Source organism: Microbacterium sp. 1.5R, assembly GCF_007667425.1.
In the GTDB taxonomy this organism is placed as follows: Bacteria; Actinomycetota; Actinomycetes; order Actinomycetales; family Microbacteriaceae; genus Microbacterium.
In genome coordinates, this window is record NZ_VDRC01000002.1 from 112551 (window position 1) to 134902 (window position 22352).

The 22352-nt window shown below is 70.5% G+C and carries 18 protein-coding genes; 11 read left to right on the forward strand and 7 right to left on the reverse strand.

The annotated features are described in order from the left end of the window. Window positions 1-106: 106 nt before the first annotated feature. The 3 genes from hrpB to FSY98_RS11495 all read right to left on the reverse strand — a co-directional run bounded on the left by hrpB (window position 107) and on the right by FSY98_RS11495 (window position 5306). Window positions 107-2665 (reverse strand): ATP-dependent helicase HrpB, encoded by a 2559-nt coding sequence (hrpB, locus tag FSY98_RS11485; protein WP_260857381.1) that lies wholly within the window; start codon window positions 2663-2665, stop codon window positions 107-109. A gap of 206 nt (window positions 2666-2871) precedes the next feature. Then, the gene (locus tag FSY98_RS11490; protein WP_144876819.1) at window positions 2872-4467 is read right to left on the reverse strand and encodes an SPFH domain-containing protein; all 1596 of its coding nucleotides are present in this window, start codon (window positions 4465-4467) and stop codon (window positions 2872-2874) included. A 410-nt stretch (window positions 4468-4877) separates the two neighbouring features. Further along, a complete protein-coding gene (locus tag FSY98_RS11495) occupies window positions 4878-5306 on the reverse strand; it encodes a MarR family winged helix-turn-helix transcriptional regulator (RefSeq protein WP_144876820.1) in 429 nt (142 codons plus the stop codon). A 267-nt stretch (window positions 5307-5573) separates the two neighbouring features. On the opposite strand from FSY98_RS11495, the gene FSY98_RS11500 reads away from it, so the two are divergent. Then, a complete protein-coding gene (locus FSY98_RS11500; protein WP_144876821.1) occupies window positions 5574-5903 on the forward strand; it encodes a DUF4333 domain-containing protein in 330 nt (109 codons plus the stop codon). 45 nt (window positions 5904-5948) lie between these two features. Here the strand turns inward: FSY98_RS11500 and FSY98_RS11505 are convergent, their stop codons facing one another. Both FSY98_RS11505 and FSY98_RS11510 read right to left on the reverse strand, forming a co-directional pair. After that, window positions 5949-6923 (reverse strand): acetylxylan esterase, encoded by a 975-nt coding sequence (locus tag FSY98_RS11505; protein WP_144876822.1) that lies wholly within the window; start codon window positions 6921-6923, stop codon window positions 5949-5951. Window positions 6924-6980: 57 nt separating this feature from the next. Continuing rightward, window positions 6981-7997 carry a LacI family DNA-binding transcriptional regulator gene (locus FSY98_RS11510; RefSeq protein ID WP_144876823.1) on the reverse strand — a complete coding sequence of 339 codons (1017 nt, stop codon included), beginning with the start codon at window positions 7995-7997 and terminating at the stop codon, window positions 6981-6983. 130 nt (window positions 7998-8127) lie between these two features. On the opposite strand from FSY98_RS11510, the gene FSY98_RS11515 reads away from it, so the two are divergent. From FSY98_RS11515 to FSY98_RS11540, 6 genes are all read left to right on the forward strand, one after another. Beyond that, complete coding sequence (locus FSY98_RS11515; RefSeq protein WP_144876824.1) at window positions 8128-9363, forward strand: amino acid ABC transporter substrate-binding protein; 1236 nt, start codon at window positions 8128-8130, stop codon at window positions 9361-9363. Between the two features lie 10 nt (window positions 9364-9373). After that, window positions 9374-10258 carry a branched-chain amino acid ABC transporter permease gene (locus FSY98_RS11520; RefSeq protein WP_144876825.1) on the forward strand — a complete coding sequence of 295 codons (885 nt, stop codon included), beginning with the start codon at window positions 9374-9376 and terminating at the stop codon, window positions 10256-10258. Then, window positions 10242-11360: a branched-chain amino acid ABC transporter permease gene (locus FSY98_RS11525; RefSeq protein ID WP_260857382.1), complete on the forward strand. Its 1119-nt coding sequence runs from the start codon at window positions 10242-10244 to the stop codon at window positions 11358-11360. Before FSY98_RS11520 ends, FSY98_RS11525 begins: the two co-directional genes overlap by 17 nt. Continuing rightward, a complete protein-coding gene (locus FSY98_RS11530) occupies window positions 11357-12109 on the forward strand; it encodes an ABC transporter ATP-binding protein (protein WP_144876826.1) in 753 nt (250 codons plus the stop codon). Before FSY98_RS11525 ends, FSY98_RS11530 begins: the two co-directional genes overlap by 4 nt. Beyond that, window positions 12099-12845, forward strand: coding sequence for an ABC transporter ATP-binding protein (locus FSY98_RS11535; RefSeq protein ID WP_144876827.1), 747 nt, complete (start codon window positions 12099-12101; stop codon window positions 12843-12845). The genes FSY98_RS11530 and FSY98_RS11535 overlap by 11 nt, the downstream gene beginning before the upstream one ends. A 218-nt stretch (window positions 12846-13063) precedes the next feature. Further along, the gene (locus FSY98_RS11540; protein WP_260857383.1) at window positions 13064-17173 is read left to right on the forward strand and encodes a PQQ-dependent sugar dehydrogenase; all 4110 of its coding nucleotides are present in this window, start codon (window positions 13064-13066) and stop codon (window positions 17171-17173) included. A gap of 120 nt (window positions 17174-17293) precedes the next feature. Here the strand turns inward: FSY98_RS11540 and FSY98_RS11545 are convergent, their stop codons facing one another. Continuing rightward, the gene (locus FSY98_RS11545; RefSeq protein ID WP_144876829.1) at window positions 17294-18238 is read right to left on the reverse strand and encodes an SDR family oxidoreductase; all 945 of its coding nucleotides are present in this window, start codon (window positions 18236-18238) and stop codon (window positions 17294-17296) included. Window positions 18239-18360: 122 nt separating this feature from the next. Between FSY98_RS11545 and FSY98_RS11550 the strand changes: the two genes are divergently transcribed. After that, the gene (locus tag FSY98_RS11550) at window positions 18361-19203 is read left to right on the forward strand and encodes a helix-turn-helix transcriptional regulator (RefSeq protein WP_144876830.1); all 843 of its coding nucleotides are present in this window, start codon (window positions 18361-18363) and stop codon (window positions 19201-19203) included. 92 nt (window positions 19204-19295) lie between these two features. On the opposite strand, the gene FSY98_RS11555 is transcribed toward FSY98_RS11550, so the two are convergent. After that, entirely contained in the window at window positions 19296-19829 is a 534-nt protein-coding gene (locus FSY98_RS11555) for a small multidrug efflux protein (protein WP_144876831.1), read from the reverse strand. A 156-nt stretch (window positions 19830-19985) separates the two neighbouring features. Here FSY98_RS11555 and FSY98_RS11560 point away from each other — a divergent pair, with 156 nt between their 5' ends. The 3 genes from FSY98_RS11560 (at window position 19986) to FSY98_RS11570 (ending at window position 22348) form a co-directional block, all read left to right on the forward strand. After that, window positions 19986-21203, forward strand: coding sequence for a sensor histidine kinase (locus FSY98_RS11560; RefSeq protein ID WP_260857384.1), 1218 nt, complete (start codon window positions 19986-19988; stop codon window positions 21201-21203). After that, window positions 21200-21802 (forward strand): response regulator transcription factor, encoded by a 603-nt coding sequence (locus FSY98_RS11565; RefSeq protein WP_144876833.1) that lies wholly within the window; start codon window positions 21200-21202, stop codon window positions 21800-21802. The genes FSY98_RS11560 and FSY98_RS11565 overlap by 4 nt, the downstream gene beginning before the upstream one ends. Window positions 21803-21871: 69 nt before the next feature. After that, a complete protein-coding gene (locus FSY98_RS11570; RefSeq protein ID WP_144876834.1) occupies window positions 21872-22348 on the forward strand; it encodes a GNAT family N-acetyltransferase in 477 nt (158 codons plus the stop codon). Window positions 22349-22352: the final 4 nt, after the last annotated feature.

Here is a 22352-nt window from a genome sequence, read left to right on the forward strand (position 1 = left end):
GGCTGGTCACCCCGCCTGTCCGGCGTTGCCCCGTCGCTGCTTCAGCCCGCTGCCCCGTTTCCCCGCCGCCCCTCGCGGGTCGTCGAGCGGAGCGAGACGACACGTCCTACCCGGACTCGCGCGCCGCGCGGTTCTTCGTCCAGCGGGTCGGCGCCGCGGCCCATGGGTCCTCCGGCCACGGATGCTTCGGATACCGGCCACGCATCTCGGCACGCACCTGCGCGTACGGGCCCGACCAGAAGGAGGCGAGGTCGTCGGTCACGGCGAGCGGACGACCGGCGGGGGAGAGCAGATGGAACAGCACCGGCACACGGCCGTCGACGAGTCGAGGGGTGTCGGCCCACCCGAAGCACTCCTGCAGCTTCACGGCCACCACGGGCCGGGCGGTGTCGTCGCCGACGGTGGGATAGTCGATCCGGACCCGCGATCCGCTCGGAACCTCCAACCTCTCCGGCGCGAGCTCGTCGAAACGGCTCGCCTCCGGCCAGGGCAGCAGGCGGCGTACGGCGGTGGCGAGGTCGATCCGGCCCACCGGGGTGCCGCCGGCCAGGGTGTCGAGCTCGGACGCGAGCCAGGTATCGAGAGACGCCAGCAGCCCGGCATCCGTCACATCCGGCCATGGCGCGCCGAGCTCCCGGCGCAGCAGAGCCAGTCGACGGCGCAGCGCGTCGGCCGCCTCCGACCAGGCGAACACCGCGAGGCCGTCGCGGCGGAGCGCCCGCCGCACGGCATCCCGTCCTTCCTCGATGGTCGGACGCACCGGCGCCGACGATCGCAGGATCGCCCCGATACGCCGCTCGCGTCGGGCCTGCACGCGACCGCCGACGAACTCCGCCTCGACGCGATCCGTCGCGAGGTGGCTCGCGGCGAGCTCGCGCTGCGTCTCGGTGAGGGCGGCCGCAGCATGGACGACCGCGCCGGATCCGGCTGATGCCCGCCCGCCCGCGCGGGCGACGTCGGCGACGGCGATCCACTCCGTCGACGCCAGCGCGCCGCGCACCCCGGCGCGGGTGCCGGAGGCGAGGAGGAACGTCGCGCCGTCGGCCGAGCGCTCGACACGCTGAGCGATGCGCTCGGGGAAGGCGAGCGCGATCACCAGCCCGATGCCGTCGAGGTCGGAGCGGATGCCGGGCGTCGGCGGTACCAGTCGTTCGAGACGATCCGCGTCGCGGCGCCAGCGACGGGCGTCCGGAGTGCGCCCACCCCGCAGGCCGATCAGCGCCTGGGCGACGTCGGTGTCGGCGGCGCGCAGGTCGCCGCCCAGCACGGCGACGACCTCGGCAGCGAGCCGAGCGCCGACCACCGGGCTGCCGTCGCGCAGGGCGCGGGCGAGACGCGGGTCGGTGGGGATGCGCGCCAGCGCCCGGCCCTCGGCGGTGGCGCGACCGTCGTCCTCGACGGCGCCGAGACCCTGCAGCACGGCGACCGCATCGGCGAGGTTGCCGGCGGGCGGCTGGTCGATCATCCGCAGACCCGCCCCGCCTGGTGCGCCCCAGCAGGCGAGCAGGAGGGCGGCGTCGGCGAGGTCGGCGACGGCGATCTCGGGGACGGAGCGGACCGGCGCCGCCGCGTACGTGCGTTCGTCGACGCAGCGGATCACCGTTCCTGGGCCCTGACGCGTGGCGCGACCCGCACGCTGCACGCACGACGAGCGGGGCGCGGCGGTCGTCACGAGGCCGGTCATGCCGCGAGCGGCGTCGCGCTGCGGGTGCCGCGCGAGACAGCTGTCGACGACGAGCCGCACACCCGGCACGGTGAGCGAGGATTCGGCGAGCGAGGTCGACACGATGATGCGCGGCGGTCGGTCGGGTGCGCGGCCGCGGACCACGGCATCCTGCTCTGCCGCGGGGACTCGGCCATGCAGTTCTCGCACGTCGAAACCGTCGGCGGCGGCGCTGATCCGACGTGCGATCTCGCTCACCTCTCGCGCCCCTGGCGCGAAGACGAGCACGTCGGCCGCGGGGTCATCGCGGCGGAGGTCGCGTGCGGCGAATGCGGCGGTCTGGGCGACGTGATCGAGGAAGGCCCGGGTGACGCCGCGCTCGTCGAGGCGCGGTGCGGCGCTCGGCGTCCATCGTTCGGTGAGCGGGAACGCCGGCACACGGTGGTCGACGATCGGAGCGGGCGCGCCGTCTGCACCGAGCACGGCGGCGAAGCGTTCGGCGTCGAGGGTGGCCGACATCGCCACGATCGAGAGGTCGTCGCGGAGTTCTCGCACCTCCGACAGGAGCCCGATCAGCAGGTCGGTCTCGAGGGCGCGCTCGTGCACCTCGTCGAGGATCACAGCGTCCACTCCGTCGAGCCCCGGGTCGTCGAGCATCCGTCGCAGGAGCACACCCGCGGTGACGAACTCGATCCGGGTCGAGGGGCCGACCACTCGCTCTCCTCGGACGGTGAACCCCACCCGGTCGCCCAGGGCCGAACCGTCGAGGTGGGCGAGCCGGCGGGCTGCCGCGCGGGCGGCGACACGGCGCGGCTGCGTGACGATGACGCGTCCGCGCGAGCGGGAGGCCGACAGCGGGGGCACGAGCGTCGTCTTGCCCGTTCCGGGAGGGGCGCTGACGACGACGGCCGCGCTCCGGTCGAGCGCAGCGGAGAGGTCGTCGACGGCCGCCGCGAACGAGAGTCCTGCGCCGATGGCGGCGAGGTCGAAGGCGGCGGTCACCCGTCCAGTCTGCCGCGTCGCGGTGCGGGCGGATCGCGCGGGCACCCCGCGCGCGACACGTCGGGGGCCGACACGCCACATGTCGGACGATTCCGGCGGACGAAGCCGTCATCTGTGTTCCCGGCCCCCGAAGCGTCGCACCGGCACCACACGACACAGCGGATGCCGCGACCTATCCGGCCGCGGCATCCGCTGTGCTCGTGCTGCTACTCCGCGGCGGAGGCCGGCGGAGCGGGCGGCGGAGGCGTGGTGGGCTTCGGCTCGCGCGTCGCGGCGGGCGCGGATGCCGCGGCCACCCCCTCGCCGATGCCGCGGCCGACCGCCTGGCCCTGGATGATCGACGCGAGGTCAAGCCCGGTGGCGGAGCTGACGCTGTCGAACACCGACTTCAACGCCTTGGCGCTGTCGGCGCCGACGAGGTCGGACGCACCGTCGCCGGAGCCGCCGATGATCGAGACGCTGCCGATCGTCGAGTAGCCCTTGGCGAACTCGGCCATGATCGACGGCAGGGTCTCGAGCACGCGCTGCGACAGGAACGCGTCCTGGTTCGAGGCGATGGCCTTCGCCTCGGCCTCGACCGCGGCGGCCCGCGCCTCACCCTCGGCGCGGATCGCGTCGGCCTCGGCGTTCGCTCGCAGACGGCGTGCCTCGGACTCGGCCTCGGCCTGGGCGCGCAGCGCGTCGGCCTCACCGGTCGCGCGGGCGATGGCGGCCGCGGCCTCACCGTTGGCCTTCGCCTGGTCGGCCTGCGCCTGCTGCTCGGCGATGCGGGTGCGGGCCTCAGCCTGCTTCACCTGCTCGATCGCCGCGGCCTCGGCCGAGCGCTCACGCGTGTACAGCTCGGCCTGGGCACGGGTCTCGGCCTCGTACCGCTGCGCGTCGGCGACGCGCTTGACGTCGGCGTCGAGCTGGGCCTGCCGGTTCTCGGCCTGCTGCTGCAGAACGGCCTGCTGGGCCTGCTCGCGGGCGAGGTTCTCGGCCTGCTCCGCCTCGGCGCGCGCACGGCCGATGCCGGCGTTGGCGTTCGCGGTGTTCGTGTCGAGAGCGGTCTGCTCGACCAGGTTGGCTTCCTGGTTGGCGATGTTCTTCTGGTTGATCGCACGATCGGCGTTCGTCTGCGAGATTTCCGCCGACTGACGCTTGGCCTGGATCTCGGGCGCACCCAGCGACTGGATGTAGCCGACCTTGTCGGTGATGCCCTTGATCTGGAACGAGTCGAGGATCAGACCCTGCTCGGCGAGCTCCTGCGACACGTCGGCCGCGATCTGGTCGGAGAACTTCTTGCGCTCGCGCATGAGCTCGACGACCGAGAGCGTCGCGACGATACCGCGGAGGGCGCCCTCGAGCTGTTCGGTGGTGAACTGCTCGATGGCCTTGTCCTGCGAGGCGAAACGCTCGGCGGCGCGGCGCACGAGGATGGGATCGGAGCCGATCTTGACGATCGCGACGCCGTCGACGTTGAGCGTCACGCTGTCGAGCGACTGTGCTTCAGCGTTCAGCGACACCTGACGCGAGCGCAGCGAGATGATCTCGTGGCGCTGCGTGATCGGGTTGACGAGCGACTTGCCGTTCACGATGACCGTGACGGGCGACTCGGACATCTCGTCGCGGGTCGTGCCGTCGGTGCCGATCACGGCGCGGGCGACCTTCTGCTTGCGCCCCGAGATGACGAGCGCCTCGTCGGCTCGGGCGACCTTGATCCAGCTGCGTGCGAACAGCAGCAGGATGAGCAGGACGACGATGACGGCGACGACTGCGATGCCGACGATGACGAGGATGCCGACGATTCCGGCGATCTCCATGGATGACCTCCCTGGTCCCCCCGAGGGGGTGGTCCGTGGTCGCGGCGCGATGTGCCGGGACTCGGTTCCACCCTGCCAGAGAACGGCTCGTGTCCGCGCGGGCAGAATTCCCCTGCGCCGGCCGGTTCGGGCGGCGAAGTCCGCGACGGGCGGAAGTTCGTGGCGTAGGAGTCCTCCCGGCGGGGAGAACTCCGCCCGACGGGGTGATCAACGCTGCGGGGTCGCGGGCGCCGGTTTGGGCGGCGAAGTCCGCGACGGGCGGAAGTTCGTGGCGCGGGAGTCCTCCCGACGGGGAGAACTCCGCCCGACGGGGTGACGGGTGAGGGTGCCGGGTGAGGGTGCCGGGTGACGGGTGGGGGTGAGAGTGAGGGTGGGATGCAGGGCCAGGGGGAGCGCCGGGATGCCGCGCGTCAGCGCCCGCGGAGTTTGTCCGCCAGGTCGCGCAGGGTGCGCAGCTCGGCATCCTCGAGCACCGACATGCGCGCGGCGATCGAGCGCCCGTGCACGGTGGCGACGCTGCGGAACGCTCTGGCCCCGGCATCCGTCGCCCTGATGAGTGCACCGCGACCGTCGTCGGGGTCGGGGCACTTCTCGACGAGCCCGCGGGTGACCATGCGGTCGACCAGGCGAGAGACGCTGGGCTGACTGATGAGCATGTTGGCGGTGACATCGCGCAGTCGTGCCGACATCTCGGGGGAGCGGGTGACCGTGAGCAGGACGTCGTACTCGGCCTGTCCGAGATCGGAGTGGTCGAAGTCGGTGTTCATCTCGGTGAACAGCTCGTGCTGCGCGCGGAACAGGCTCTCCCAGGCCTCGAGGGCGAGCTTGCGATCGGTCATGGAGAAAAGAGTACGGCACAGTAAAGGGCCGGTCGGAGAGGCTCCCGACCGGCCCTTGTCCCTTGCACCAAGAGTGTCCTGCAATCACATGCGGTGTATGCCACAGCAAACATTCACCGTGTGATCACTGTATAACGGCGAGATAACGAATGCAACGGTTTGGTCACAGAAATTCGAGATTCTGCAGCGGAGGTGGCCGCGGCTGCCGACCCTGCAGCGCTGACGCGTCCGCGGGTGCCCGAACTCGCCGGACCCTAAGCTGGCGGCATGCGTACCGAACGTGCTGTCTCCCTGCTCGTCGCGGTGCTCGTCGCCGGCGTGCTATCCGGCTGCACCGTGAGCGCCACTGCAAATCTCACCGTTCCCGCTTCCGATGTCGCCGCCTCCGCTGCCGATGCGCTCGAGGATGAGATCGGCATCCGCCCCGAGATGGACTGCGGCGACGGGCAGGTCGACCTCGTCGACGGCACCGTCGTCGACTGCGTTCTGACCGATCCGAACACGAGCTCCACCTTCGACGCCCCGGTCACCATCGACGGCGTGGACGGGACCAGGTACACGGTCTCGGTCGAAGTGGCCGACGCGCCGCGCGAGTGACCGGCGGCACGCGGCCTCCCTGCGCCCAGAGCCGAGGTCGCTGCCTCAGCGCGCCACGTCGCCCTCGGCGAGGAATCGGGCCTGCCTGAGCCACTGCTCGCCGAGGCCGCCCTCGTGCTCGTTGAACGGGTAGTCGACGATCTCCGCGGTGCCGTCCCAGCTGTTCCGAGCGGCGTACACCGTCGAGGGCGGGCAGACCGGGTCGAGCAGAGCGACGGAGAAGAGCGCCGGCGCGGTCGCGCGCTTCGCGAAGTTCACGCCGTCGAAGTACGAGAGGGTCGTGAAGACCTGCTCGACGTGGTCGCGGTGCACGGAGAGGTAGCGCACGATCTCCTGGTACGGGTCACGACCGGTCATGCCCACGGCGCGCTCGAAGTGGCAGAGGAACGGCACGTCGGGCATCACCGCGACGAGGCCCTCGGCGAGCCCCCCGACGGCGATCGCGATGCCGCCGCCCTGGCTCGTGCCCGTCACGGCCACGCGGGCCGGGTCGAGTCCGTCGATGCCGCGCACGGCGTCGACCGCGAGGACGCCGTCGGTGAAGACGCGGCGATAGTAGTACTCGGCCGGGTCGAGGATGCCCCTGGTCATGTAACCGGCCGCCGACGGGCCCGTGCCGTGCGGGTCGGGGGTGCTGCCGCCGGTTCCCCAGCCCGACCCCTGGCCGCGCGTGTCCATGAACAGGTGCGCGTAGCCGGAGGCGGCCCACGCGATGTGCTCGTGGGGGAGGCCCCGCCCGCCGTTGTAGCCGTTGTACTCGACGACGACCGGGAGGGGTTCCTGCGCTCCGGCGGGGTGGGTCAGCCAGGCCGAGATCGGATCCCCGTCATAGCCCGAGAATGTGACGTCGAAGACCTCGACCGTGCGCAGCGGCGACTCGACGCGGGTCAGGCGTGCAGGGGTCGCCTTCGCGCGGGACGCCGCGAGCGTCGTGCGCCAGAACTCGTCGAAGTCGGACGGTTCGGCGACGTCGGGGCGGTAGACGCGCAGCTGTTCGGGGTCGAGATCGAAGCGGGGCATGACAGCATCCTGGCAGAATCGCGCACCCGTCCCGGATCGCGACCTGCGGCATCCTCGTCAGGAGCGGGGCGGCCCGGAGGAATCGCGGACGATCAGCTCATGCGACGTGGTGACGGTGCGGGGCTCATCGCTCTCGGGGCGCAGGATGAGCGAGACGGCGTGCTGCCCCATCTCGAACATCGGGATGCGGGCGGTGGTGAGTGCGGGCGCGACATCGGCGGCGACCGCGATGTCGTCGAAGCCGGCGACCGAGAGATCGTCGGGCACGCGGATGCCGTGCTGGCGGAGTTCGCTGAGGATGCCGATGGCCATGGCGTCGTTCAGTCCGATGATCGCCGTGAGGTCGCGATCGAGCAGCTCACGCGCCCCGGCCATGCCGCCCTCGCGGGTGAACGCGTGGAAGACGATCGCCAGTTCCGCGCCGGTGTCGGAGAGCCCCTCGCGCAGACCGGCGATCCGGTCGGTCACGGTGTTGAGCTCCCGCGGTCCCGCGACGACGCCGATACGGCGGTGGCCGAGCTCGGCGAGGTGGCGTCCGATCGACACCCCGGCACCGTGGTTGTCTGGCAGCACCGCGTCGATGGGGAGGTGGTGGCGGCCGATCGCGGCTGCGCGCCCGCCCGCCTGGGCGAAGTCGGTGAGGGTCGCCGTCATCCTCTCCTCGTGTCCGGGGTCGGCGTACCCGGAACCGGCGATGATGATCGAGCCGACGCGCTGGCGCCTGAGTGACTGCACCTGAGCGAGCTCGCTCTCGGGGGTGCGGTCGGCCTGCGCGATCTGCACCGAGCGGTTCTCGAGCGTCGCGCTGCGGATGACGCCGCTCGCGATCTCGGAGAAGTACGGGTCGCCGATCTCGTGCACGAGCAGGCCGATGGTCGGCACGAGGCCGCCGGCGAGTCCGCGCGCGTGGAGGTCGGGTTCGTAGCCGAGCTCCTTCGCGATGCGGCGCACGTGCTCGGCGACCGCCTGCGAGATGCCCGAGCCCCCGGTCATCGCGCGGGACGCGCTGGCGAGCGACACCCCTGCGGCCTGGGCGACGTCGATCAGGCGTGGTGTGCCGGTGCTGCGCTTCATGGATACCTCCCCCAGGGAGCTAATCCGACGCGGCAGGCGTTGAGGGTTGCTCTCGACGTTTGTATCCCAGTATATTGACGGAAGCGCTTACGAAAGCGCTTTCGCTTACGATGACGTAGGAGACACGCGCATGACTGCACGCCGCAAGAGCCGCCGGATCGCCGGCGCGATCGGCACGGCCACGATCGCCGCACTGCTTGTTTCGGCCTGTTCCGGAGCCGGGGACCAGACGGGCGGTGAGGGCGGTGAGGATCCGATCGTCATCGGCATCTCCCTTCCCCTCACCGGCGACTTCTCGGAGCCGGGCAAGGGGGTGCAGCGCGGCTACGAAGCCTGGCGCGACATCGTCAACGAGAACGGCGGACTCCTCGGCCGCCCGGTCGAGCTGAAGATCCTCGACGACCAGTCCAACGCCGACCGCGTCGTCTCCGACTACGAGTCGCTCATCGCGCAGGACGGCGTCGACCTCGTCTTCGGTCCGTTCTCCACCCGCCTCGTCGTCCCCTCCGCGCGCGTCGCCCAGGAGTACGGCATGCTCTTCGTCGAGCCGGCCGGTGCCGCCGAGGAAGTCTTCGAGCAGGGCTTCGACAACCTCTTCTATGCGGCGCCCGCGATCGCGAACGACCACTACAACAACCTCGCCGACTACCTTCTCGCGCTGCCGGAGGACCAGCGGCCCGAGACGGCCGCGGTCGCCGCGATGGACGACCCCTTCGCACAGGGAACCGCCTACGGACTCCGCGACAAGCTCGAGGACGCCGGCGTCGAGATCCTCGTGAACGAGGTGTACCCGCCGAACACGACGGACTTCTCGACCATCGCCGCGAAGATCGCGCAGTCGGATGCCGACATCGTCATCGGCGGCACGCAGTACCAGGACGCCGTCAACCTCATCATCGCGCTCCAGCAGCTGAACTATCAGCCCGAGCTCGCGGCCTTCTCGACCGCCCCCACCAACCCCGAGTTCGCCGCGGCGATCGGCGGGGCGACCGAGGGCATCCTCGCGCCGACCGGATACTCGCCGAAGTCGCAGTTCCCCAGCAACGTCGAATTCGTCGAGAAGTACACCGAGATGCACGGCAACCCGCCGTCGGAGGACGAGGCGAACGCCTACACGACCGGCCAGGTCGTCGCCGCAGCCGTCGAAGCCGTCGGCTGCGCCGAGCAGGGCGACTGCCAGCAGGAGCTGATCGACTGGCTCCGCGGCAACGAGGTCGAGACCGTGGTCGGACCGCTCAGCTGGGACGAGACGGGCAAGCCCACCGGTGCGCACCTGATCCAGCAGTGGGTCGGCGGCGAGATCCTCATCGTCCTCCCGGAGGACGTCAAGGAGACCGAGTTCGTCTTCCCGAAGCCGACGTGGTGATCCGTAGATCGTGAGCGGATCCCTCCTCCTTCAAAGCCTCATCCTCGGCGTGCTGCTGGGCGGGCTCTACGCCCTCCTGGCCGCCGGGCTCACCCTCTACTTCGGCATCATGCGGGTGGTGATGATCGCGCACTCCGCGTTCCTCATCCTCGCCGCCTACCTCGCGTGGTGGTTCAACCGGGAGACCGGCGTCGACCCCCTCGTGTCGCTCGTGGTCACCGTGCCGCTGTTCTTCCTCACCGGCGTCGTGATGCAGCGGCTGCTGGTGTCGAGGCTCAAGCCGTTGACCCTCACGATGATGTCGGTGCTGCTCACCTTCGCGGTGGCGCTCATCATCGAAGGCGCCCTCGGGTTCTTCTTCACCGGTACGCAGCGGCGCATCCCGCTGCCGTACGCCAGTGCGAGCCTCGAGGTCTTCGGCGCCCAGGTGCCGGTGGTCAAGCTGATCGCGTTCGGGCTCGCTGCCGTCGCGCTCGCCGGACTGTTCGTGCTGCTGAAGTACACGAAGTTCGGACAGGCGCTGCGGGCGACGATCCAGCATCCTGAGGCCGCGCGTCTGGTCGGCATCAACACCGACCGCGTCGCCGGGTACGGATTCGGGCTCGGTCTCGCGACGGCAGCGATCGGCGGCACGGCGCTGTCGCTCGATGCCACGATCTACCCGTCGCTGCACTGGCACTGGATCGGTCCGCTCATGGCGATCATCGTCGTCGGCGGTCTCGGCAGCATCCCCGGTGCGGCGATCGCGGCGCTGGTGCTCGGCATCGCGCAGAGCCTGCTGCAGTTGCCGCTCGGGCCGACCTGGGCGCAGACCGTGTTCTACGTCGCGCTGTTCGCCACGCTCATGTTCCGCCCGCAGGGATTCTTCGGAGGTCGTCTTGCCCAGCGTTTCTAGCCGCGAACCGATCGCGACCGAGACGGTCGTCATCGCTCCACCAGCGCCCGTCCGCCGCCCGTCGGCGAAGTGGGTGCGCATCGTGCTCCTCGTCGTCGGCGCAGCGCTCGTGCTGTCGTTCCCGACGATCGCCCCCAACCCGTACATCCTGTCGGCGGGTGTCGTCATCCTGAACTACGCCGTGCTGTCGACGGGGTGGAACTTCATGGGCGGCTTCACCGGGTACATCTCGCTCGGGCATGCGGCGTACTTCGGCCTAGGCGCCTACGGCACCGGCCTGCTCATCAAGTACCTGGCGCTGCCGGGCTTCGTGGCGTGGATCCTCGCGACCGTGCTCGTGGCCGTCGTCGCCATCCCGATCGGCATCGCCGCCCTCCGGGTGCGCGGGGCGTCGTTCGTGATCGTCTCGATCGCCTTCGTCCTCATCATGCTGCTCGTCTTCCAGAGCTGGCGCGATGTCACCGGCGGTTCCGAAGGGCTCAACGTGCCCCGCCCGTTCCCCGGCATGCTGCGACCCGAGCACCACCGCGTGTTCTTCTACCTCTTCGTCGCCGTGCTCGCCTTCGCACTGCTCACCTGGTGGCTCATCGACCGGTCGAAGTTCGGCACGGCGCTGAAGTCGATCCGCGAAGACGAGGACAAGGCGCAGTCGCTCGGCGTCCCGACGACCCGGTACAAGCTCATCGCGTACATCCTGTCGGCGTTCTTCGTGGCGCTCGGTGGCGGTCTGTACGCGCTCTGGTTCGGCGACCTCGACCCGATCTTCCAGTTCTCGATCCTCATCGGCTCGTACATGGTGCTCATGGCGCTGCTCGGCGGCGTGCGGAACCTGTTCGGACCACTGCTCGGCGCGGTCGTCGTCGGCGTGGCGCTGGAGTACTTCAAGCTCGAGTTCGGCGACACGCAGTTCCACCTCATCGCCACCGGCATCCTGCTCGGCATCGTCGTGCTCTTCATGCCCGACGGGGTGATCCCCGCGGTCGGCGCGCTGTTCCGCAGGAAGTCAGACGAGGCCTCGATCCGCGAGGTCACCGCGGCGCAGCTGCTCGAGCAGAACGAGAAGCGGACAGCGGATGCCGCGAGCAAGGAGACGTCAGCATGAACGCCGCCACCACCACGCTCGAGAGCCTCAGCACGGCCTCGATGACGAAGAAGTTCGGCGGTGTCACCGCGGTCGACGCGGCCACCGTCAGCTTCAAGGAGGGCATGGTCAACGGCCTGATCGGTCCGAACGGATCCGGCAAGACGACGTTCTTCAACTGCGTGACCGGCATGATCAAGCCGGACTCCGGCGAGGTCAGCTACCGGGGCCAGTCGATCACCCGCAAGTCTCCCGACCGCATCGCGCGGGCCGGTATCGGCCGCAGCTTCCAGCTGTGCCGCGTCTTCCCGCGGATGACCGTGATGGAGAACCTGCTGGTCGCAGTGCGCAGCACCAGCATCCGCCAGCAGCTGCGGTCGGCGCATGATCCGGACGAGCTCGAACGGGCGCGCGGGTGGCTGCGGCGGGTCGGCATCGACCACCTCGAGCACGCCGAGGCGCGCAACCTCAGCTACGGCCAGCAGAAGCTCCTGGAGCTCGCCGGCGTGCTCATGGGCGAGCCGGACACGATCATGCTCGACGAGCCGGCCGGCGGCGTGAATCCGGCCCTCATCGGCCGCATCGCCACGCTCGTCCGCGAGCTCAACGACGAGGGCAAGACCTTCATCATCGTCGAGCACAACATGGAGATGGTCATGAGCCTGTGCGATCACGTCGTCGTGTTCGACCGTGGGCGGCCGATCGCCGAGGGCACCCCCGAGATCATCCAGCAAGATCCGCGCGTCCTGGAGGCCTACCTTGGAGTCTGAAGCGAAGAACCTGCTCGAACTGCGCGACATCGAGGCCGGCTACGGTCGTGCCGCACTGGTGCTCCGCGGTCTCACGGTCGAGGTGCCGCCGGGTTCCGTCGTGTGCCTCGTCGGACCCAACGGCGCGGGCAAGTCGACCGTGTTGAAGGTCGCCAGCGGCATGCTCAAGCCGCGGTCCGGCCGCATCTCGGTCGACGGCCGCGACATCACCGGCGACGGACCCCAGTCGATGCTGCGCAACGGCCTCGCGCACGTGCTGCAGGGGCACAGCGTGTTCCGCGAGATGACCGTCGGCGAGAACGTCATGCTCGGCGCGTTCACCCTGAAGGACCAGGCGGTCATCCAGGAGCGCGTCGAGTTCGTGCAGAACCTCTTCCCCATCGTGGGGGAGCGGTGGAAGCAGCTCGCCGGGCTCCTCTCCGGCGGCCAGCAGAAGCAGGTCGAGTTCGCGCGGTCGCTCATGGTGAGCCCCAAGGTCGTGCTGCTCGACGAGCCGTCGATGGGGCTCGACCCCAAGACGACCGAGAAGGTGTTCGAGCAGGTCGTGAGAATGCGCGACGCGGGCACCGCAGTGCTGCTCGTCGAGCAGAACGCCCGCCGCGCTCTCGAGACCGCCGACATCGGGTGCGTGCTCGACCTCGGACGCGTGCACATCTCCGGGCCGGCGTCCGAGCTGCTGGCCGACCCGACTCTGGCCGCGCTCTACCTCGGAGGCAAGCCAGCCGCCAACCACTAGTCCCTCACCCACCAGGCCCGTCGGCGATTCGTCCGCCCACCCGCCGCGATCGTCCACTCCGCTGCAGTGCCGCCCCGGAGCGAGGCAGCAGTCCCCTCGGCACGACACCACACGACGACGACGTTGAGAGGTCTCTGATGCAGGAACGAAGCATGCGGTCGACGAGCACGAGCGGGCGGACGGACGGTGCCCAGCCGTCCCGACGAACACGCAGACGGATGGCCGCAGGAGCGGTCGCGGCGATCATGGTGGGCGGACTGCTCGCAGCATCCCCCGCCGCAGCCGCCGAGCCGTTCACCGAGCTGATCGACTTCGAGGACTACCAGCGCACGGCGCTGAACGGTCAGGACGGGTGGGTCGCCTCCGCGGCCCCGCAGGTCGTGGCCGACCCCCTGAACGGCAACAACCAGGTGGTGGAATCCGTCGGCGGCGGGCAGCAGGCGTACCGGGAGATCCCCGCGATCGCCGAGGGAGACATCGGCACGCTGTTCTTCCGGTTCCTGCGCACGGGCAGCGTCGACACGTCGTTCGGGCTCACCGACGTCGATGCGCCGAACGACTACTCGAACAGCCGCGCCTACGTGAACAACCAGAACGACGATGTGCTGCGGGTCCGCGACGGCGGAGCGTTCCGATCGGCCGGCGTCTGGTCGCGCGACGCCTGGCAGTGCGTCTGGATCGTCGCGGACAACGCGAACGACAAGGTCGCCGTATACAGCCAGGGCGGCGCGTACGACGAGATCACCCGCCTGCCCGAGGGCACCGAGCAGCAGTTCGGATTCCGTCAGGCCGTCGACGGGTCGCTCGACCGCTTCTTCTGGAAGAACGGCGCGTCGAGCGCCGGCCGCCTGCTGCTCGACGACGTGGCCGTCGACACCACCGGCGAGAACCTCGCGATCGCCACCGGCAACGAGGGCGACTGCGCGCCGGGGGAGACGCCGGCGCAGCCGCTGCTCAACCCACTGCCCGACCCCGAGCTCGCCTCCCTCGGCATCGAGGTCACCGAGCTGGCGCAGCTGCCGGAGTCGCAGACGACGCCCGCCACCCAGGATCAGCGACTCGTGCGGCACAACCGCATCACGCACCTCGACGAGGTGCCGGACGGATCCGGGCGCCTGATGGTGCCGGACAACAACGCGATCCTGTACCTCGTCGACGGGGAATCGGGCGAGTATGTGCCGTACCTGAACGTGCGCGACCAGTTCGTGGACAACTTCCACAACAGCGCGGGTCTCGGCACCGGACTCGGCGCGGCGGAGTTCCACCCCGACTTCGCCGAGAACGGCCTGTTCTACACGGTGCACACCGAGGGCGGCACGGCGCTCACTGAAGACGCCCCCGACTTCCCTGCCTACGGCAACACGCAGTTCCACAGCGTCATCACCGAGTGGACGGCGACGGATCCGGCGGCCGAGACGTTCGAGGGCACGCACCGCGAGGTCATGCGCATCCCCTTCGGCGGACGCGTGCACACGGTGCAGCAGATCTCCTTCAACCCGACGGCAGAGCAGGGCACCGCCGAGCACGGCATCCTCTACATCCTCGTCGGAGACGGCGGCAACGGCGTCGGCAACGGCAACCCGCAGGATCTCGCGACCCCGCAGGGCAAGGTGCTGCGCATCGACCCGACCGGGTCCGACAGCGCCAACGGCGAGTACGGCGTGCCGACCGACAACCCCTTCGTCGGTCAGGCCGGCGCTCTTCCGGAGATCTACGCGCTGGGCCTGCGTGACCCGCACCGCATCAGCTGGGACCCCAAGGGCGACCACACCATGTACCTCGCGCACATCGGCGAATGGCAGGTCGAATCGATCTACGCGGTCGAGCCGGGCGACAACTTCGGCTGGTCGGTGCGCGAGGGATCGTTCCTCGCCGAGAACCGGCAGATCTTCCCGCTTCCGGCCGACGACGACCAGTACGGGTTCACGTACCCGGTCGCGGCCTACGACCACAACCGCGACCCGGGGCAGACGGGCGATGCCGGAGTGGCCGTGAACGGCGGGTTCGTGTATCGCGGCGACATCGCCGAGCTGCAGGGCCGCTACCTCTTCACCGACCTCGTGCGCGGATGGGTGCTCTCGACGCAGGCCGACGAGATGGTGCGCAACGACGGCGACATCGACGACCTCGCCACCATCGAGCAGCTGCGGGTCTTCGCGGACGGCGTCGAGACGACGTTCCAGGACCTCGTCGGCGACACCCGTGTCGACCTGCGGTTCGGGTCGGATGCCGATGGCGAGCTGTACCTGGTGTCGAAGGCCAACGGCAAGATCTGGAAGGTGACGGGTGCCCGCGACGTGGGGGCCCCGGCGTCGCCGTTCGTGCTCCCCGAGCTCGCGCCCAGCGTCGTGACCCACCACAACTTCGACCACCCCGGTGCCGGGAACGCGACCGTCGAGGTCGACCAGGGCCGTTCAGGAACCGACATCTCGCTCATCAACGGCGGAGTCGAGATGCGCGTGGCCGACAGCGCCTACCCCGGCGCGGGCAAGGCGCTGCAGACGCAGCAGATGAGTCCGCGCACCGCATCGAACGACGATTGGAAGGCCGGCGTCTACGACCCCGCCGGCGTCGATTCGCTCTCGGCGTTCGCCGGGGCCGAGCAGGCGGCCGTCATGGGGTGGTTCAAGCCGACCGGCGATCACCCGGCGCTGAATTCGAACACCGCGAACCCCGACGACGTCTACAACGCGATCGGACTCGCCGGAGTGCTCACCGGCACCTCCGACGGCCACGCCGTGCGGGCGCTGCTCGAGGTGATCACGGTCGACGGCGAGCTGAAGCTCGTCGCCCTCGGCCGCCGTCTCGACGGCGGCGGGTCATGGACGTTCGCGGCCGACCTGCCGTGGGACGAGATTCTGCAGAAGGGGCAGTGGGTGCACCTCGCCGCGACCTTCGACTTCGCCGCAGGCGAGATGAAGCTGTTCATGAACGGCGAGGAGTTGGCCGGCCGCTACACCGCAGCGAACCCGTGGGGTGAGGGAGCCACGTCCGACACCGTGCCTGCCGGCATCAAGATCGGCGGCAGCTTCCCGCAGAACACCCGTGAGGCGAACCCGTTCCACGGGCGCATGGACGACGTGATGCTGCTCGACACGGTGCCGACCGCCGCGCAGATCGCCGCGCAGTACGCGCTCTACGATGCGGCGCCGAGCCAGCCGCCGGCACCCGCGCCGTGCACTCCGGAGGGCGCCGTCATCACCGACGCGATGGATGCCGCGAACTGGGCGCCTCGGACCCCTGCGAAGTGGGAGTTCCCCGGCGACCAGATCATCCTCACCGAGCCCGGAACGGATCCCGGGGACGGCATCCGTCGACCGTTCGAGTACGCCGTGCTCACCGAGGGCGATGCGCTCGGCTCGTTCGACCTGACCGCCCAGGTGCGACTCGATGAGAAGGCGTCGGTCAACAACCGCGACGTCATCCTCGTCTTCGGCTGGCAGTCGGATACGGAGTACTACTACGCCCACCTGTCGAAGGACAACACGATCTACCCGCACAACGGCATCTTCAAGGTCGACGGGGCTGATCGTGAGCGCATCGACGACCAGTGGAACGGCACGATCGGCGCCCCGCCGGCGGTGACGGACGAGGAGTGGCACGATGTGCGACTCATCCGCTGCGCGGACACCGGACAGGTCGCCGTGTACGTCGACGGGCTGGCCTCGCCGCTGATGACCGCGACCGACACGACCTTCCCGACGGGGCGGGTGGGCTTCGGATCGTTCGACAACTTCGGTCGGCTGCGCGATCTGACGGTCACGACCGCCGCGGTCGCACCCGTCGACGAGGTCGCGCCCGAGGTCACGGTGAAGAGCGAGACGGGCGCGACCGTCGGGCGGGACGGGGTGTACAGCAAGGTCTCGTTCAAGCTCCACGACGAGGGCAGGATCGACCGACTGACGCTGAACGGCGTGGAGAAGGACCTCACGGACGACGTCTGGTCCGACCTCAACGGCGTCGTGCCGGGTGCTTTCGGGGCTGTGGAGGGCGCCAACACGCTGGTCGTGTCGGACGTCGCCGGGAACACCACGACCGTCGCCTTCACGCTCGACGTCACCCCTCCGACCGTCACGGTCAAGGGCGGAGCGACCGAGACGGTCGGCGCCGACGGGGTCTACAGCAAGGTCTCGTTCAAGCTCCACGACCCGGGCAGGATCGACCTCGCGGTCCTGAACGGCGTCGTCAAGGACCTCAGCGACAACCCCTGGTCAGACCTCAACAACGTCGTCATCGGATCGTTCGGAGCCGTCGCCGGAGAGAACACGCTCGTCGTGCGCGACGTCGCCGGCAACGCGACGACGATCCGGTTCACGCTGACGAGGTAGCGCGTCTCGTCTCGCTCCGCTCGCTCGACGACCCGTGGGACGCCCCGCGGGTCGTCGAGCGAGCGCTTGCCCCCCGTCGTCCCTCGCCGGCACCCCCGCCGGCACCCACCCCGCGGGAACTCAGCTCCGCGGGAACTCCACTCCCGTGAGCTTCTCCGACAGCGTCCAGATCCGTCGGGCGTCGTCGTCGCTCTGCAGCCGTGAGTACAGCGGCTGCTCGGCGGGAGCGCCGCCGAGGTGGCCGGGTCCGCTCGGGCCGTAGAAGGCACCGCCTCGGGCCTCGGGTGAGGCGGCGGCGTATAGCGCGGGCAGGGCGGCGGTCTCGGGTGTCCCCAGCAGGATGCCGCGCGCCGACAGCCAGCGGATGAGGCGCACCCCCGCGGTGTCGCGCTCCCGGCCGAGTTCCGGACGGGCGGCGAGCAGACTCGTCGGGGCCACACCGGGGTGCGCCACGTTGCTGCTGACGCCCCACCCGTGGGCGCGGCTGCGTCGGTCGAGCTCGAGGCCGAACAGCCCGAACGCGATCTTGGACTGGCTGTACGCCCGGGCGCCCTGGTACGACCGCTCCCAGTTCGGGTCATCCCAGTTGATCGCTCCCGAGTTCGCCGAGACGCTGAGCTGCGACGTCACCCGTGCCTCGCCCTCGCGAAGCTGCGGCAGCAGGTGCGCGACGAGGGCGAAATGGCCCAGGTGGTTCGTGCCGAACTGCAGCTCGAATCCGTCGGCCGTGGTCTGACGCTCCGGGGGCGTCATCACCCCGGCGTTGTTCACGAGCAGGTGGATCGGTGCCCCGTCGGCGCGCATCGCCGCGCCGAACGCGGCGACCGACTCCAGCGACGAGAGGTCGAGCGGCAGCGTGCGCACCTGTGCGTCGGCGGATTCGGCGCGGATCGCGCGCACCGCGGCATCCCCCTTCGCGGTGTTGCGCACGGGCAGGATCACCTCCGCGCCGGCTCGCGCCAGCCGCGAGGCGATGCGCAGTCCGATGCCGTCGCTGCCGCCGGTGATGACGGCGCGGCGGCCGGTCAGAGAAGGAAGGGTGATGTCGATGGTGCGTCGTGGCATGGTGTGCTCCTCGGTTGTCGTCGTCCACTCTCGCCGCGACCGCGCGCGGTATCCAGGACATGACGATCAGTGGATGCCGCCTCCGAGCCGTGTGAGGATCGATCAGACGACCAGGGGGATACATGCCGATCGACCGCGACGCTCTCGCCGAGTTCCTGCGCCACCGCCGCGAGGTGCTGCAGCCCGAGGACGTCGGCCTGCCTCGGGGGACCCGCCGCCGCACGGCGGGACTCCGTCGGGAGGAGGTCGCCGCGCTCAGCCATATGTCGCCCGACTACCTCGCGCGTCTCGAACGCGGGAGCGGTCCGCAGCCCTCCGAGCAGATGCTGTCGTCGATCGCGCAGGGTCTGCACCTGACGCTCGACGAACGCGACCACCTCTTCCGGCTGGCCGGCCATCGTCCTCCGCAGAGCGGGGCGGGCAGCGAGCACATCAGCCCCGGGATGCTGCGCATCCTCGACCGACTCGAAGACACCCCGGCCGAGATCGTCACCGAGCTGGGGGAGACGCTGCGGCAGACCCCGCTCGGCGTCGCGTTGACGGGAGACACGGCGGGCCTCGCCGGCCCTGAGCGCAGCCTCGGGTTCCGATGGTTCACCGATGCGCGCACCCGCGCGCTGTATCACCCGGACGACCACGACTTCCTCGTGCGGCTCTGGGCCTCGGGGCTCCGGGAACTCGTCTCGCTGCGCGGCCCGCAGTCGCGGGCGGCCGAGTACGCCCGGCTGTTGGCGGAGCGCAGCGCCGAGTTCCGGGCCGCGTGGGAACGCCAGGAGATCGGCATCCGGCCCCGCGACACGAAGCGCTTCGTGCACCCTGATCTCGGCGAGATCGAACTCGCCTGCCAGACTCTCGTCGACCCCGTGCAGTCGCACCTGCTGCTGGTGTACACGGCCGTTCCGGGCACGGAGAGCCACGAGAAGCTGCAGCTGCTGTCGACGCTCGCGCCGCGCACCGCGCGCTGAGGGGCCGCGCCTGGCGCCCTCCGGTCGCAGCTCGTGCCGCCGAGATCCGATCTCGACGGCACGAAGTGCGACGGGAACAGCCGCAGCGTGCGTCAGCGGACGGCGTAGATCGCTCCGCCGACGATGATCGACACCGCCGTGGTCCAGAGGATGATGGCGACGGCCTGCCAGATGAGCACCCGGCCCTTGCCGACGCCGGAGGCGGCGAGCATGGTCGCGGTGAAGTGCGTCGGCAGCAGCAGCGGGCCGAGCAGGCTCACCCCCGGCACGCCGTATCGCTCGAACGCGCGCTGGAACTTCGCGCGGCGGGCGGTGCTGCGGTCCGTCTCGGCATCCGCTTCGGCGAGCGAGCCGCCGCCTGCCGCGACGGCCTCGCGACTGCGGGCCCTGGTGACGATCGCCTTGCGCGCCCCGGCGCCGGCGATCACGAGGATCGCGACGCAGAGGAAGTTCCCCGCCATCGCGGCGATGGCGGCGACGACCGGGTGGATGCCGCCGATGATGCCGATCGCGGCGGCGCCCTCGCCCTCGATGAAGGGGATGGCGCCGGCGAGCGCGACGATCAGCGGCTGTACGAGTTCGGGGACCTGGGCGACGAGGTTCTGGAAGGTCTCGACGAGGTTCATGAGGAGCTCCTGGGGGTCGGGGAGGGCGGAGTCTCCGCCCTGATGACCCCAGTCCATCGCGTCGGAGGAGCCGGCGGCAGTGTCGCGCCGTCACCGGAATCCGGGCGGTTCGCACGCGGCATCCATGACAACTGTCACGGACCTAGGGTGGGAGGGGTGAGCAGCTCTTCCGCCCTCGCCTCTCCGCTCGGCGACCCGCCGCCCGGCGCGCGCGCTCTCGCCCGCGGCATCACCGCGACCTGGTGGTACACGGTCACCGCCGTCGTGTTCATCGAGGTCTTCCTCGTATTCGCGTGGGCGCTCCGGGTGCTCGCTACTCCCGTCGAGCCCGCGGCGATCGTCGTGGTCGGCATCGGCGGCATCGTCTGGCTGGCGTCGACGACCGTGCTGTTGTCGGCCTACCGGCACCGCGTCGAGAACGGCCCCGGCTTCCCGTGGGCGCGCATCGCCGTGCCGCTGCTCGTGGCCGTCGTCTACGGTGTCGCGGCCGGCCTCGCGGCGAACAGCTGGCTCTTCGGTGTGATGCCCGTCGCGCAGTCGGTGGTGCTGCTGAACTGGCAGCGCGGTGTGCGGGTGCGCGTCGTGGGGCTCGCCACTCTCGTGATGATCGGTGTCGCGTTCGTCGACGGCGCGCGCGGCGCGCTGGGCGGCGGCATCCCCGACTGGATTCCCACGCTCTACGCGATCGTCATCCCCGCGATGTCGGTGTCGTCGCTGTGGTGGTGGGACGTGCTGGTGACCCTCGACCGGGCGCGCGCGTCGGAGGCACGCCTCGCCGCCACCCAGGAGCGGCTGCGCATCGCGACCGACGTGCACGACCTGCAGGGCCACCACCTGCAGGTCATCGCGCTGCAGCTCGAGCTCGCCGAGCGGCTCATGCCTCGCGACCCGGACGCCGCGCTCGGTGAGCTCCGCGCCGCACGCGCCAGCGTCGACGACGCGAGGCAGGGCACGCGCGATCTCGCGACGCGGTTCCGGTCCGTCCCGCTCGGCGACGAGGTCGCCAACGCCCGCGATCTGCTCAGCGCTGCGGGGATCGCCGTCGAGGCGGAGATCGCTCCGGATGCCGGTGAGGCGCCGGCGTCCGCGCTCGGACCCGTGATCCGCGAGACGACGACCAACGTGCTCCGGCACGGAGCGGGTCGCCATGCGCGGCTGTCGTTCGCGCGCGCGGGCGAGGGGTGGCGGTACGAGGTCGTGAACGACGTCGATCCCGGTGCGCTGCGCGAGCACGCTGGATCGGGCCTCGACGGCATGAAGCGGCGCATCGCCGAGGTCGGCGGCACGCTGGAGGTGCGGGACGAGGGTGGCGAGTTCGCGGTCGTCGTCACCGTGCCCTCGCGCGACGACGCGGACCGAGGAGGGCCACGATGATCCGGGTGCTGCTCGCCGACGACGAGGGGATGATCCGCTCGGCGCTCGCCGCGCTGCTCCGTCTGGAGGGGGATATCGACGTGGTCGCCGAGTGCGAGGACGGCGAGCAGGCGGTCGCCGAGGCGCTGCGACTCACGCCGGATGTCTGCCTTCTCGATCTGGAGATGCCGGGGCTCGACGGGGTCGAGGTCGCCGAGCGGCTGAACAGGGCGATCGCCACTCGGTGCGTCGTGGTGACCCGTCACGCACGCCCGGGTGTGCTGCGACGGGCGCTCGCGTCCGGCGTATCCGGCTTCCTCCCCAAGTCGCGCGGCGCCGACGAGGTCGCCGACGTGATCCGCCGGGTGGCGGCGGGTGCGCGCTACGTCGACCCCGAGATCGCCGCCGACGCGCTCAGCGACGAGCGCTCGCCGCTCACCGACCGCGAGCTCGATGTGCTGCGCGCCGGCCGGCGGGGTGAGACGACGGGGCAGATCGCCCGCGCGCTGTCTCTCGCGCCGGGGACCGTGCGCAATCACATCTCCGCCGTGCTGGCGAAGCTGTCGGTCGCCACGCGGCAGCAGGCCGTGCTGCTGGCCGAGGAACGCGGGTGGATCTGACCCGATCGTCGCAACATCGCCGAAACGTCGTCCCGATAGCGTGAACGCAGGGACGAGGAAGAGGGACTGATGGGCGTGACGATCCACCGTGTCGAGTGGGAGGACGCGGATGCCGTGCTCCTGCGGGCCGCGCAGCGACGTGAGCTGGACGCACGGTACGGCAGCGACGACCACGAGCCCGGCATCATCCCCTCGGCGGACGACGTCCCGGTGTTCCTCGTCGCTCGCGACGCCGAGGGCCGGGCGGTCGTCTGCGGGGGGCTGCGCCCGCTCGACGACCCGGATCTCGGAGACGCGGTCGCCGAGATCAAGCGCATGTTCGCGACGCCCGAGGCGCGGGGGACCGGTGCGGCAGCGGCCCTGCTGCGCGCCCTGGAGGACGAGGCGCGCGGTCTCGGCATCCGTCGTCTCGTGCTCGAGACGGGTGACGCGCAGCCCGATGCGATCCGCTTCTACACGCGTGAGGGCTACACGCCCATCCCGCTCTACGGGCACTACGTCGGCAGCGACCTGTCGCTGTGCTTCGCGAAGGCCCTCACCGTCTGAGGCG

Bases quoted from the DNA above. Each gene is read 5' to 3' on its own strand.
- FSY98_RS11530 (WP_144876826.1), top strand. From the start codon at position 11,357: ATGAACGCCGCCACCACCACGCTCGAGAGCCTCAGCACGGCCTCGATG.
- FSY98_RS11540 (WP_260857383.1), top strand. From the start codon at position 13,064: ATGGCCGCAGGAGCGGTCGCGGCGATCATGGTGGGCGGACTGCTCGCA.
- FSY98_RS11550 (WP_144876830.1), top strand. From the start codon at position 18,361: ATGCCGATCGACCGCGACGCTCTCGCCGAGTTCCTGCGCCACCGCCGC.
- FSY98_RS11515 (WP_144876824.1), top strand. From the start codon at position 8,128: ATGACTGCACGCCGCAAGAGCCGCCGGATCGCCGGCGCGATCGGCACG.
- FSY98_RS11505 (WP_144876822.1), bottom strand. From the start codon at position 6,923: ATGCCCCGCTTCGATCTCGACCCCGAACAGCTGCGCGTCTACCGCCCC.
- FSY98_RS11495 (WP_144876820.1), bottom strand. From the start codon at position 5,306: ATGACCGATCGCAAGCTCGCCCTCGAGGCCTGGGAGAGCCTGTTCCGC.
- FSY98_RS11570 (WP_144876834.1), top strand. From the start codon at position 21,872: ATGGGCGTGACGATCCACCGTGTCGAGTGGGAGGACGCGGATGCCGTG.
- FSY98_RS11510 (WP_144876823.1), bottom strand. From the start codon at position 7,997: ATGAAGCGCAGCACCGGCACACCACGCCTGATCGACGTCGCCCAGGCC.
- FSY98_RS11555 (WP_144876831.1), bottom strand. From the start codon at position 19,829: ATGAACCTCGTCGAGACCTTCCAGAACCTCGTCGCCCAGGTCCCCGAA.
- FSY98_RS11490 (WP_144876819.1), bottom strand. From the start codon at position 4,467: ATGGAGATCGCCGGAATCGTCGGCATCCTCGTCATCGTCGGCATCGCA.
- FSY98_RS11565 (WP_144876833.1), top strand. From the start codon at position 21,200: ATGATCCGGGTGCTGCTCGCCGACGACGAGGGGATGATCCGCTCGGCG.
- FSY98_RS11500 (WP_144876821.1), top strand. From the start codon at position 5,574: ATGCGTACCGAACGTGCTGTCTCCCTGCTCGTCGCGGTGCTCGTCGCC.
- FSY98_RS11545 (WP_144876829.1), bottom strand. From the start codon at position 18,238: ATGCCACGACGCACCATCGACATCACCCTTCCTTCTCTGACCGGCCGC.